The following is a 12621-nucleotide window of genomic DNA, read 5'->3' on the forward strand; positions in this document are numbered from 1 at the left end:
TGATGCAGTGGTGTCTATCAGGCCGCCTTCGCGAGCAAGCCCGCTCCCACATTGGATTTGTGAATGTCAGAGATCCAATGTGGGAGCGGGCTTGCTCGCGAAGCTTTTGCTTTTAATTCGGCCCCGGATCCGCCACCAATCGCCCGGCATCTCTGGTCAATGACTTGAGAAATTCGGTCTGCAGTTCAGGATCGTTGCGGGTCAGTTCGATCAGGCTCTGTTCCAGCTCGCTGGCTTCTTCCTCCAACCCCAGTTCCGACAGGCGTTTGACCCGGTGAACCCACTGGCTCACTTCGTCGTCTTCAAGGTCGTCGTAAATCAGCCCGTGGGCTTCGAGCAGTTTGCCGCGCAGGCTACTGCTGAGTGCCAGGGACGAGTCGCTATGCACGTCGTCCTTGGCGTCTTCGACATTGATCTGCAGCTTGCTCAAATGATTGAGGTCATGTTCCGCGAACGGGCTGTCCAACAGGTTCAGACGCAAGACGCCGTTTTTGTCGGTGCTCAGTTCGAAGGTTTCCTTGCCGGCCTTGACCTCGACCGGACGCTCGCTCCACGGCAAGCTCGAGTATTCCGTGCGCTTGTCGCGCTGGACTTCGTCGATTCCGGCCAGGTTCTGCTGCGCACGACCGTTGGATTGCACGTTCATGAACGGGTTGAGCCCGGCAAAGCCGTAACTGAACCAGTCCTTGGTCACGCTATCCGGAAGATTGCCGAGGGCGAACACGTTGACCACGTTCGCGCCGACACCACCGACCACCGCCACTGCGCCCAGAGGGATCTCGTAGATCTCCCGCCAGGGTTGGTATGGCGTGTAGCGATCGTAATGGCGCGTGACTTCGAACTCGGTGACTTCGAAGGTCTTTTGCTCGTGGATTTTCACCCGGCGTTGCGGCAGCTCAAGCACCTTGGGCTCACCAACATCGATCTGCAGGCTGTGATCGAGCAGTTTGCGCTCGACACGTTCCTCGTGCTCGCTGCGTTGCGACATGTGATTGGCACAGCCGCTGACCAGCAGGGTGCCGCACAGGGCGGCACCACCGAGGCCTAAGGTGTTTCGCTTGAACATGACGTCTCTATCTGGTTTCAGCGGCGGATACGGGCCTGAAGGAAGGACAGTACGTCAGCGACCGGCAGCGCTTGCGGCTCGGCCTCGGTACGGCTCTTGTATTCCAGGTTGCCATCGGCGAGGCCGCGGTCGCTGACCACGATCCGGTGTGGAATGCCGATCAGCTCCATGTCCGCGAACTTGATGCCCGGGCTGGTTTTCTTGTCGCGGTCGTCCAGCAGCACTTCGAAGCCTGCCGCCGTCAGTTCGGCATACAGCTTGTCGGTGGCTTCGCGAACCAGGTCGGTTTCGTAGCGCAGCGGCACGAGGGCGATCTGGAACGGCGCCAGGGTGTCGCTCCAGATGATGCCTTTGTCGTCGTTGTTCTGTTCGATTGCAGCCGCGACCACGCGGGAAACGCCGATGCCGTAGCAGCCCATTTCCAGAGTGACCGGCTTGCCGTTCTCGCCCAGCACTTCGCACTTCATTGCCTTGCTGTACTTGTTGCCCAGCTGGAAGATGTGCCCGACTTCGATGCCGCGCTTGATTTCCAGGGTGCCCTTGCCATCCGGGCTTGGGTCGCCAGTGACGACGTTACGCAGGTCGGCAACGGTCGGAACCGGCAGATCGCGCTCCCAGTTCACGCCGAAGTAGTGCTTGTCGTCGATGTTGGCACCGATGCCGAAGTCGCTCATCAGTTCGACGGAGCGGTCGATGATGATTGGCAGCGGCAGGTTCAACGGGCCGAGGGAACCGGCGCCCGCGCCAATGGCGTCACGCAGTTCGGCATCGCTGGCCATGACCAGCGGACTGGCTACGCCTGGCTGGTTCGCAGCCTTGATCTCGTTGAGTTCGTGGTCGCCACGGATGATCAGGGCAATCAACTTGCCTTCTTCCTCAGCGTGCACGATCAGGGTCTTGATGGTCTTTTCAATCGGCAGATTGAATTTTTCCACCAGTGCGGCAATGGTTTTGGTGTCTGGAGTGTCGACCAGGCGCAGCTCTTCGCTCGGTGCGGCACGCGAGGTTTCGCGAGGCACGGCTTCGGCTTTCTCGATGTTCGCCGCGTAGTCGGAACCGTTGCTGAAGACGATATCGTCTTCGCCGGATTCGGCCAGCACGTGGAATTCGTGGGAACCAGCGCCACCGATGGAGCCGTTGTCAGCTTCCACAGGGCGGAACTTCAGGCCCAGACGGGTGAACACGTTGCAGTACGCCTGGTGCATGCGGTCGTAGGTGACCTGCAGCGAAGGCTGGTCAGCATGGAACGAGTAGGCGTCCTTCATGATGAATTCGCGGCCGCGCATCAAGCCGAAGCGTGGACGGATTTCATCACGGAATTTGGTCTGGATCTGGTACAGGTTGATCGGCAGCTGTTTGTAGCTGCTCAGCTCGTTGCGCATCAGATCGGTGATGACTTCTTCGTGGGTCGGACCGGCGCAGAAATCGCGACCGTGGCGATCCTTGAAGCGCAGCAGTTCAGGACCATACTCTTCCCAGCGACCCGATTCCTGCCACAGCTCAGCCGGTTGAGTGCTCGGCATCAACACTTCGAGCGAGCCGGCGGCGTTCATTTCTTCGCGAACGACGGCTTCGACCTTGCGCATTACCCGCAAGCCCATCGGCAGCCAGGTGTACAGGCCCGAGGCGAGTTTGCGGATCATGCCGGCGCGCAGCATCAGCTGATGGCTGATCACGACCGCGTCGGAAGGCGTTTCTTTCTGTGTGGCGAGCAAAAATTGACTGGTGCGCATGGTTGGCCGTTATCGATTGCTGATGACGAGAAATGACGGAGCATTGTACGGGCGAGATCCGCTGTCGTACAGGCGTGCGGTCGGCGGTGTGGCAGGAGGGCGGGAATCGTTCCGTCCTCCGCGTTGTTTCCTACGGATGCTTCCTACGATTCTTCTGCGACCTGGGTCGGTACGGGTTCCGGCGTGGGCGTCGGACCTTCGCGGCGGCTCTCCTGGAACCAGTGCAAGGCGATCAGCACCAGTGTCGGAACGCCCAGCAGGGCGGTGATCAGGAAGAAATTGTGGTAACCGAATTTCTCCACCATGACCCCGGAATAACCGCCAATCAGGCGTGGCAGCAAGAGCATGATCGAGCTGAGTAGGGCGTATTGGGTGGCGGAAAATTTGAGGTTGGTCAGGCTCGACAGGTAAGCCACGAATGCCGAGGTGGCCAGGCCTGAACTGAAGTTGTCCAGGGAAATGGTCACGATCAGCATGTTCAGGTTGGCGCCCATGTCGGCGAGCATCAGGAACAGGATGTTGGTCGCTGCGGAGGCCACACCGCCGATGAACAGGATCGGCAAAATACCGAAGCGCACGATCAACAGGCCGCCCATACCGGCGCCTACCAGGGTCATGATCAGGCCGAAAATTTTACTGACGCTGGCGATCTGGTCCTTGGTGAAGCCCTGGTCGATGTAGAACACGTTGGCCATCACGCCCATGACCGTGTCGGACATGCGATAGGTGGCGATCAGTCCGAGCAATAGCAGCGCTTGCCAGCGATAACGCAGAATGAAGTCATTGATCGGGGTCAGCACGGGCGCCAGTCCGCGACGGCCCATGGCTGACAGGCACAGGGCGGTTAGCGTGGTGTAGAGGATCGCTCGCAGGAAGGCGCGGTCCTGAAGCAGCAGGTCGAGCAGGCTCACGCCTTCGAACAGCACACTGGCGAAGTCGGTGTTGTAGAGCTGGGTGAACATGGCCGGCACGGACACCAGCAATACGATCAGCACGAATACCGAGGCCAGTTGATGCACAAAGCTGTAGCGCCCGGCCTGCAATTGCGTGCGCAGTGGCACAGGCGGTTCGCGCATGAACAGGGAGGTCAGCAGCGCTGGGACCATCAACACCCCGAACAGGATGTAAGTGCCGGCCCAGGCGGAATGCTTGTAGTTGAAGCCGGTTGAACCGAAGCCTTCGGCGAAGTACAGCGCGCCCGCCGTGGCCAGCAGCGCTGCGATTCGATAGCCGGACATGTAACTGGCGGCCAGCGCGGCCTGACGATTGTCTTCGGCGATTTCAAGGCGATAGGCGTCTACGGCAATGTCTTGCGTCGCGGAGGCGAAAGCAACGACTACCGCGATGGCGATCAGCCAGGACAAATGCTTTTGCGGGTCGCAGAAACCCATGCCGATCAGGCCGAGGATCACCAGTGCCTGGGAAAGCACCAGCCATGAGCGGCGTCGGCCGAGCTTGCCGAGTAACGGCAGGCGCCATTGGTCAAGCAACGGTGACCAGACCCATTTAAAGGCGTAGGCCAGACCGATCAGGCTCGCATAGCCGATGGTTTCGCGCGCCACACCGGCTTCACGCAACCAGACCGACAGTGTCGAGAACACCAGCATGTAGGGCAGGCCGGCAGCGAAACCCAGCAATAGCAGTACAAGCGTCGAGGGGCTGGCATAGGCAGCAAGCGCGGCGCGCCAGGTTTTACGGGGCATGGGCTGGAGTCTGCCTCAAGAAATACGGAAACAAAGCGCGCACTCTAACCGCTGTGCTCTACCGGGCGCCACCCATGGCGCTGAATATCAACACGATTATTCAGGATACTGATGCCCTCCATGCGCAATCGCGCGCGTTGTTCGTCCCCGGATGGGCTGCCCACTGGCAGGCTGATGCGCCCGCCGGCGCCGAGCACGCGGTGCCAGGGCAGTTTGCTGTCGCCGGGCAGTTGGCTCAAGGTCCGACCTACCCAACGGGCGGCACGCCCCAGACCGGCCAGCTCCGCCAATTGACCATAGCTCACCACCTTGCCTTCGGGCACTTGCGCCAAGGTCAGGTAGAGCGCCGTGCGTCGGATTTGTGCAGCGCTTTCTGGTTCAGCATTGGGTTCGATCACGTGCCGTTCCTAAAACAAATGTTCCTGAAAAAATTCACAGTACCGTCCGTAGAGTAAATCCTGGATCGCCAGTTGAGAAATGAACTCAATAGAAATAGTCGGGTCAGTCCTTGCTAGGGCCTTATTCGTGCGGATAATGCCGACTTTTTTTCGCGAACCTGAGCCTGTATTTGCTTATGTTGTCCAGAACCCTGCTGTGCCTCGCTGTCGTCAGTGCTTCCACTCCCTTGCTCGCGGATACCGTCTGGTTGAAGAACGGTGACAAGTTGAGCGGCAAAATCATTCTGTTCGATGGTGGCAAGCTGTTGGTCCAGACCGAGTACGCCGGCGCCGTGCCGATCGATTGGAGCAAGGTGAAAACCCTGGAGAGTGATCAGCACCTGTTGGTCAAGCAGGATGCCTACACCGGGGAAGTGGCCAAGTCGCTGCACGCGGCGGAGGACGGCAAGGTGACCCTGGCCAACGGTGATGCGCCAAAAACCGTGGAACTGGCGAGTATCCAGCAGATGCTCAAGCCCAAGCCTGTGGTCGAAGACCTGGTGTGGAAGGGCAACATCGACGCAGCGCTGGACTATCAGCGCGCCGACAAGGACACCGACGATTACGACATCGATTTCAAGACCACTGCACGCCATGGTCGTTGGCGGCACACGGCGGAAGGCGAGTACAACCGCGAATTCCAGGATGACGTGGTCACCACGGACAACTGGCGAGCCGAGTATTCGCTTGACCGCTTCCTGACGGAAAAATGGTTCTGGCAGGGTCGCCTGGTCTACAAGCGTGACAAGGTCGAAGATCTGTCGCGTCAGCGCACGGTCGGTACCGGTCCGGGTTATCAGTTCTGGGATGACGAACTGGGTGCGTTCTCCCTTGGTTCGCTGGTCAACCGCACAGATTATGAATTCGCTGATGGCAGCAAAGAGAACTTCTATTCCGTGGCCATGAAGTGGGATTACAACCGCTACCTGATTGGCAAGAAAGTCGAGTTCTTCACCAATGGCGAGGTGGGCAAGCCGCTGTCGGGTGTGGCCGAATATGCGCTGGATTCAGAGATAGGGCTGCGCTACAAGGTGACAGACTGGGCTTCGCTCAATCTCAAGGCTGAGCGCAACATCATCGACGGCACCGACGATGCTGATCTGGACAAGACTCGCTATACCGCTGGCTTTGGCGTGACCTGGTAGATCGACAAAAGATCGCAGCCTTCGGCAGCTCCTACAGGTGTACACATGACCTGGTAGGAGCTGCCGAAGGCTGCGATCTTTTTTGTGCGGGCAAAAACACTTGCCCACAAAAAAGCCCCGCTTTTGAGGGCGGGGCTTTTTACTAAAGCAAGTACAAGTTAGATAACTTGAACTTCTTCAGCTTGCATGCCTTTCTGACCGCGGGTAGCGATGAAAGAAACCTGTTGGCCTTCTTTCAGGCTTTTGAAGCCGTCGGATTGGATAGCTTTGAAGTGAACGAACAGGTCGTCACCGGATTGTGGAGTGATGAAGCCGAAGCCTTTTTCATCGTTGAACCACTTAACGGTACCGGTTTGGCGATTAGACATGGTGTAACTCCTTGAACAAAGATAACTGCGACTCAGGAAGAACCCTGGCCGAGACTGAGTGCAAAGAGCAGGAAAAATTCTTGTAGATGGTTGGATCGAAATTCAACATATCGTGTAGAGATTCTCAGTGACACAAGCAGCACAGTGGCGCCACCTTAACCCTTTTTCCGGGACGTGCCAATGCTTCTTGCGAAGGTTTCTCGGTTTTCATGATCGACGGTGCACCGTATTGCTTCGAAGCTGCGCAAATCCGGCAGTATCGTCGAGAATTGTGTCCGGCACTTTGAACCCGGCGGCGCGCCCCGGTAAGATGCCGGACAGATTTTTCCACCTCGCTATTCAGGACACCCGCCATGAGCATCAAATCGGACAAGTGGATTCGCCGCATGGCGCAAGAGCACGGCATGATCGACCCCTTCGTAGAGCGCCAGGTACGTGGCAGCGACGATAGCCGTGTGATCTCCTACGGCGTGTCGAGCTACGGCTACGATGTACGTTGCACGAATCATTTCAAGGTGTTCACCAACATCAATTCGGCCATCGTCGACCCGAAGAACTTCGACGCCGGCAGCTTCGTCGATATCCACAGCGACGTGTGCATCATTCCGCCGAACTCCTTCGCCCTGGCCAGCACCGTCGAATATTTCCGCATTCCGCGCAATGTATTGACCATCTGCCTGGGTAAAAGCACCTACGCGCGCTGCGGCATCATCGTCAACGTCACGCCGCTTGAGCCTGAGTGGGAAGGGCACGTGACTCTGGAATTCTCGAACACCACCAACCTGCCGGCGAAAATCTACGCCAACGAAGGCGTGGCGCAGATGCTGTTCCTTGAGTCTGACGAAGAATGTGAAGTGTCCTACAAAGACCGTGGCGGCAAGTATCAGGGCCAGCGTGGCGTCACCCTGCCACGGACCTGAGTCAGCCGTCTGACAAACCGTGGGAATTCCTGAGCGAGCGTACACTCTATGGAGTGTACTGCTCCGATTCGCGCAAGGCGGATCGGGCCATCGCTCAGGAGTGCGTTATGAAGATCGATCCGCGAATAAGTGCCGAACTGGCAAGGCTTGAACCCAATCAAGTGGGCGTGCTGGCCTGGTCCTTGTTGGCGCATCCCTCGGTCGTCCAGGCTGGCGGGATCCCCGGTCAACCCGACCCCGATACCCCGAACGAGCAACCTACCGAGCCTGGCGAGCCAACGTTGCCGGATGAGCCGCCTCCTGCCCCTGTCGCCTGAATCCTGTTTTTGACAAGGTCAGTGCCCCGAGGTCGTTTTCGATCTCGGGGCGCTGGCCTTGTTTGCGTTTTCCGTTTATCAAACGGTCGCCGTTTTCAGCTCTGATCCTGACTTCTCATATTCGGAAATAAGTGTGTTCGCCGTTGAAACCAATCGGCGGAACAGCCGTGTTTTCATCTCGGCCTTCCACGCGCCCAAGGCCTTATGCAAAGGCCCGCGCACAACAATATGAAAAAGGAATTTCAGGATGAGTACGAATCGAACAGGACGTTTGAGTGCCGATGTGATCGCTGCGAACGGAACTATGGAGTTTCAGGTGACGCAGGGGCTGTATTACTACGAGCGCAATGGTCTGCACTGTATCGAGGCCAGTAACGGCGAAGGGAAGGAGTTTTACGTGTATCTGCCGGTCGGAATCCAAACCGGAAACTTCGGTTTGGGGCTGAGTGAGCGGTCACCCATGATTATTCATGTGACAGATAGTTCTGAAGCGGAGCTGTATCGAGGCACGCTTGAGCTGACAGTGGGCGGGGATGCGCAATTTGCCGGCAGCTTCAGTGGGCTGGATGCCGATGGCGTGGAGGTGGAAAACGGCAGCTTCAGGCTGGAGAACTAAGCGAGTATCTAATCCTGTAGGAGCTGCCGCAGGCTGCGGCAGCTCCTACCAAGGCGTATTACTTCAGATTGCCGCTCAAGAATTGCTTCAAGCGCTCACTCTTCGGATTACCCAACACGTCTTCCGGCGCGCCTTCTTCCTCAACCAGACCCTGATGCAAGAACAGCACCTGACTCGACACTTTGCGTGCGAAGCTCATTTCGTGGGTGACCATGATCATGGTCCGGCCTTCTTCGGCCAGGCCCTGGATCACCTTCAACACTTCACCGACCAGTTCCGGGTCCAGGGCCGACGTCGGTTCGTCGAACAGCATGACTTCCGGTTCCATGGCCAAGGCCCGGGCAATTGCCACGCGTTGTTGCTGACCGCCGGAGAGGAACGCCGGGTACTGATCGGCCACTCGTGCCGGCAAGCCGACCTTGTCGAGGTAGCGACGGGCACGGTCTTCGGCTTCCTGCTTGCTGCAACCCAGCACCCGGCGCGGGGCCATGGTGATGTTTTCCAGCACGGTCATGTGGCTCCACAGGTTGAAGTGCTGGAACACCATGGCCAGGCGGGTGCGGATTCGTTGCAATTCGTCGGGATCGGCGACGTGCATACCGTGGCGATCCTTGACCATGCGGATCGCCTGGCCGTCGAGGCTCATGGCGCCGTCGTTGGGCTGTTCGAGAAAGTTGATGCAGCGCAGAAAGGTACTTTTACCCGAGCCGCTGGCGCCGATCAGGCTGATGACGTCGCCGGTGTTGGCCTTGAGCGAAACGCCTTTGAGCACCTCATGATCGCCATAGCTTTTATGCAGGCCTTCAATGGTCAGTTTGTACATGGAACAAGCATCCTCAAGGCGAAAGTAGGTAGCCGCTGCGATAGGCTTCGGCGCCCGCGACGTGGGCGATCACCATGCCGGCGGTGGCCATGCGGCGCAGCGAGCGGGCGTACATCAACCCGGCGGCGGTGCAATGGACAGGCGTGACACGGTCAAGGATCGGGTCGATGATTTCGGCGATCAGTTGCCCGGCTTCCAGGTATTCCCCTGGCAGCGCGGTGAACACCAGCAGCCCGCCGACCGGCGTTGCGACGGGTTCAACACCGGCCAGCGGTGTGGCCGGGTAGGGCAGGTCGGGCAGTGGCGCCGGTTCGCCGGCAATCGCACCGAAGTGAATCAGGTAGTCGATCAGCGCCTGGCTGTCGAGACTGGCCAGCGGGTGATTGACGTCGCCTTGGCCGCGCAGTTCGACCGTCACCGAAAAACTCCCCGGTGGAATGTCGAAGTGTTCACCGAAGCGCTCCTTCAGTTGCCACCAGAGCAAGGTGAAGCATTCATCGAACGACTGACCGCCGGAATCCGTAGCCAGCAGACTGGCCTCTGCGCCGATGTAGCGCGCCAGCGGCTCGACCTGTGGCCAGGCCTCGGGCGTGGTGTACAGGTGCGCGACGGCTTCAAAATCACAATGCAGGTCCAGCACCATGTCGGCATCGCAGGCCAGCCGCTGCAGGGTCAGGCGTTGGGATTGCAACTGAGTACTGGCAGTCTGGCGGGCCAGTGCATTACGAAGGCTGCTGCGGATGAGTTCGAGGTTGCGTTGCGAGTCGTCGCCGAGTTGGCCTTCGATCTCGTTGCCGACCTCTTCGCTCAAATCGACGAACCAGCGGTTGAAGTTCTGTCCGCTTTCCAGCTCATAGCGGCCCAGCGGCACATCCATCAGCACTTGTTCGAGGCCGACAGGGTTGGCCACCGGCACCAGGACAATTTCGCTGCGCAGGCGGCCGGCGGCTTCAAGCTCCGCCAGGCGCTGCTTGAGGTGCCAGGCCACCAGCATGCCGGGCATTTCATCGGCGTGCAGGGAGGCCTGGATGTAGATCTTGCCTTGGGCCGATGCAGGCCCGAAGTGGAAGCTGTGGATCTGTCGTGCTGTCCCCGGCAGCGGGGCCAGCAGGTCATGAATCTGGTGGCGCATTGCGAAAAATCCTAGTGGGTCGGCCCAAGGAAGGCTAGCCAGCGACGTTCGGCGAGACGGAACAGGCCGACCAGCGCAAAGGTGACGGTCAGGTAGATCAGCGCGGCGATGCCGAACGACTGAAAGGTCAGGAAGGTCGCCGAGTTGGCGTCCCGAGCGACTTTCAGGATGTCCGGGATGGTTGCGGTGAACGCCACGGTGGTCGAGTGCAGCATCAGGATCACTTCGTTGCTGTAGTACGGCAACGAGCGACGCAGTGCCGAAGGCATGATCACGTAGGCATACAACTTCCAGCCAGTCAGGCCGTAGGCCTTGGCCGCCTCGACTTCACCATGGGCCATGCTGCGGATCGCCCCGGCGAAAATCTCCGTGGTGTAGGCGCAGGTGTTCAGGGCGAATGCGAGGATGGTGCAGTTCATCGCATCGCGGAAGAAGCTGTCGAGCACCGGTTGCGCGCGCACGGCGGCCAGACTGTAGATCCCGGTGTAGCAGATCAGCAACTGGATGTAGAGCGGCGTACCACGGAACAGGTAGGTGTAGAACTGCACCGGCCAGCGAATGTAGAAGTGCGGCGAAACTCGGGCGATGGACAGCGGAATCGAGACGATGAAACCGATGAAGATCGACGCGCTGAGCAGCCACATGGTCATGGCCAGACCGGTGATGTTCTGGCCGTCGGTGTAAAGGAAGGCTTTCCAGTATTCCTGCAGAAGTTCGATCATCGTACGGCCTCCCGGGTCCCGGCGGCGTAGCGGCGTTCGAGCCAGCGCAGAATAAAATTGGAAGCACTGGTGATCAGCAGGTAGATCAGCGCGGCGAGCACCAGGAAGTAGAACAGCTGATAGCTGCTTTTACCGGCGTCCTGGGCAGCCTTGACCAGATCGGCGAGGCCGATGATCGACACCAGCGCAGTGGCCTTGAGCATCACCATCCAGTTGTTGCCGATACCCGGCAGGGCAAAGCGCATCATCTGCGGGAACACCACGATGCGGAACCGCTGACCGCGCTTGAGACCGTAAGCGGTGGCCGCTTCGACCTGGCCGCGAGGCACGGCGAGGATCGCGCCGCGGAAGGTTTCGGTGAAGTACGCGCCGTAAATGAAGCCCAGGGTCAGGACCCCGGCGCTGAACGGGTTGATCTCGATGTATTCCCATTCCATGTAGTCGGTGAGCGACGTCAGCCAGGTTTGCAGGCTGTAGAAGATCAGCAGCATCAGCACCAGGTCCGGCACCCCGCGAATCAGCGTGGTGTAGCACTGGGCAACCAGGCGCAGCAGTTTGACTTTTGACAGTTTGGCACTGGCGCCGAGCAGGCCGAGCAACACGGCCACCAGCAGCGACATCGCCGATAATTTGATGGTCATCCAGGTGCCTTCCATCAGCAAAGGACCGAAGCCCTTGAGGCTGAAGGCTGAGAGCCCCAGATTTTGTAGGAGGTTTTCGAACATAAATCAGCAACCTGATCGAATGAAAAAAGCGCCCATCTCGCGATGGGCGCCGGGCATTATTTGCCGCTGTACAGATTCAGATCGCCAAAGTGTTTCTTCTGAATGGTGGCGTAGGTGCCATCATCGTGTAACGCTTTGATACCTTTATCCAAAAGTGCTTTCAGCTCGGTGTTACCTTTCTTAATACCGACTGCTGTTTTGGCTGGCAGCAGTTCGCTGTCGACCGGCTTGCTGATTTCGTAATCAGCGCCGTTTGGTGACTTCAGGAAGCCCAGTTCAGCTTGCAGCATGTCCTGGATGCCAGCGTCGAGACGGCCGGAAGTCAGGTCGGAATACACCTGGTCCTGGTTCTGATAGGCCTGGGTTTTCACGCCAGCCTTGTCCAGAACGGCTTTGGCATAGGCTTCCTGGATGGTGCCTTGCTCGTAGCCAACGGTTTTGCCTTTCAGCGAAGCGACGTCGGCGGTGATGCCGGAGCCTTTCTTGGACACGTAAGCGGTTGGGCCGGAGAACAGCTCGCCGGAGAAGTCGATGACTTTTTCGCGGGCCGGGGTGACGGTCATCGAAGAGATCACGCCGTCGAATTTATTGGCCTTGAGGCCAGGAATCATCCCGTCGAAATCGCTTTCGACCCATTTGCACTTGACCTTCAGCTCGGCACAGATTGCGTTACCCAGATCGATGTCGAAGCCCACCAGGCTGCCGTCGGCCGCTTTCGACTCGAACGGTGCGTAGGAAGGGTCAACGCCAAAACGCAATTCTTTGTATTCCTTTGCCATGGCGGAGCCAGCGGCCATGCACAACGCCAGTGCAGAAAGGGTCAGCAATGCTTTTTTCATTATTTATTCCCTAAAACCAATATGAGCGCTTGTGGCGCAGAATTATTGTTACTGGTAAGCGTAAGACCTAATGAA

Annotated in this window: 14 protein-coding genes; 4 read left to right on the forward strand and 10 right to left on the reverse strand. The window is 58.6% G+C overall.

The window, feature by feature from the left end:
- Positions 1-112 precede the first annotated feature (112 nt).
- The 4 genes from V6Z53_RS08600 to V6Z53_RS08615 form a co-directional block, all read right to left on the reverse strand.
- Positions 113-1066: a hypothetical protein gene (locus V6Z53_RS08600; protein WP_338585090.1), complete on the reverse strand. Its 954-nt coding sequence runs from the start codon at positions 1064-1066 to the stop codon at positions 113-115.
- 17 nt (positions 1067-1083) lie between these two features.
- Positions 1084-2799: a proline--tRNA ligase gene (locus tag V6Z53_RS08605; RefSeq protein ID WP_338585091.1), complete on the reverse strand. Its 1716-nt coding sequence runs from the start codon at positions 2797-2799 to the stop codon at positions 1084-1086.
- A 143-nt stretch (positions 2800-2942) separates the two neighbouring features.
- Positions 2943-4502: an AmpG family muropeptide MFS transporter gene (locus V6Z53_RS08610; protein ID WP_338585092.1), complete on the reverse strand. Its 1560-nt coding sequence runs from the start codon at positions 4500-4502 to the stop codon at positions 2943-2945.
- A 44-nt stretch (positions 4503-4546) separates the two neighbouring features.
- Complete coding sequence (locus V6Z53_RS08615; protein WP_338585093.1) at positions 4547-4900, reverse strand: MGMT family protein; 354 nt, start codon at positions 4898-4900, stop codon at positions 4547-4549.
- A 176-nt stretch (positions 4901-5076) separates the two neighbouring features.
- Here V6Z53_RS08615 and V6Z53_RS08620 point away from each other — a divergent pair, with 176 nt between their 5' ends.
- Positions 5077-6084 (forward strand): DUF481 domain-containing protein, encoded by a 1008-nt coding sequence (locus V6Z53_RS08620; RefSeq protein WP_338585094.1) that lies wholly within the window; start codon positions 5077-5079, stop codon positions 6082-6084.
- Positions 6085-6242: 158 nt separating this feature from the next.
- Here V6Z53_RS08620 and V6Z53_RS08625 read toward each other — a convergent pair whose 3' ends face one another.
- Complete coding sequence (locus V6Z53_RS08625) at positions 6243-6452, reverse strand: cold-shock protein (protein WP_002554837.1); 210 nt, start codon at positions 6450-6452, stop codon at positions 6243-6245.
- A gap of 353 nt (positions 6453-6805) precedes the next feature.
- On the opposite strand from V6Z53_RS08625, the gene dcd reads away from it, so the two are divergent.
- From dcd to V6Z53_RS08640, 3 genes are all read left to right on the forward strand, one after another.
- Complete coding sequence (gene dcd, locus V6Z53_RS08630) at positions 6806-7372, forward strand: dCTP deaminase (protein ID WP_046816561.1); 567 nt, start codon at positions 6806-6808, stop codon at positions 7370-7372.
- A gap of 107 nt (positions 7373-7479) precedes the next feature.
- The gene (locus V6Z53_RS08635) at positions 7480-7689 is read left to right on the forward strand and encodes a hypothetical protein (RefSeq protein ID WP_338585095.1); all 210 of its coding nucleotides are present in this window, start codon (positions 7480-7482) and stop codon (positions 7687-7689) included.
- Between the two features lie 247 nt (positions 7690-7936).
- Complete coding sequence (locus V6Z53_RS08640; protein WP_338585096.1) at positions 7937-8305, forward strand: hypothetical protein; 369 nt, start codon at positions 7937-7939, stop codon at positions 8303-8305.
- A gap of 58 nt (positions 8306-8363) precedes the next feature.
- On the opposite strand, the gene V6Z53_RS08645 is transcribed toward V6Z53_RS08640, so the two are convergent.
- From V6Z53_RS08645 to V6Z53_RS08665, 5 genes are read right to left on the reverse strand one after another with little or no spacing between them, the layout of a single operon-like run.
- Entirely contained in the window at positions 8364-9128 is a 765-nt protein-coding gene (locus V6Z53_RS08645) for an ATP-binding cassette domain-containing protein (RefSeq protein WP_056856146.1), read from the reverse strand.
- A 13-nt stretch (positions 9129-9141) separates the two neighbouring features.
- Positions 9142-10260, reverse strand: coding sequence for a succinylglutamate desuccinylase/aspartoacylase family protein (locus V6Z53_RS08650; RefSeq protein WP_338585097.1), 1119 nt, complete (start codon positions 10258-10260; stop codon positions 9142-9144).
- An 11-nt stretch (positions 10261-10271) separates the two neighbouring features.
- Positions 10272-10982, reverse strand: a complete 711-nt coding sequence (locus tag V6Z53_RS08655; protein ID WP_338585098.1) for an ABC transporter permease — start codon at positions 10980-10982, stop codon at positions 10272-10274.
- Positions 10979-11707, reverse strand: a complete 729-nt coding sequence (locus V6Z53_RS08660; RefSeq protein ID WP_338585099.1) for an ABC transporter permease — start codon at positions 11705-11707, stop codon at positions 10979-10981. The genes V6Z53_RS08655 and V6Z53_RS08660 overlap by 4 nt, the downstream gene beginning before the upstream one ends.
- A gap of 56 nt (positions 11708-11763) precedes the next feature.
- Positions 11764-12546 carry a transporter substrate-binding domain-containing protein gene (locus V6Z53_RS08665; RefSeq protein ID WP_338585100.1) on the reverse strand — a complete coding sequence of 261 codons (783 nt, stop codon included), beginning with the start codon at positions 12544-12546 and terminating at the stop codon, positions 11764-11766.
- Positions 12547-12621 lie beyond the last annotated feature (75 nt).

It is taken from the genome of Pseudomonas sp. MAG733B (assembly GCF_036884845.1).
Lineage (GTDB): Bacteria > Pseudomonadota > Gammaproteobacteria > Pseudomonadales > Pseudomonadaceae > Aquipseudomonas.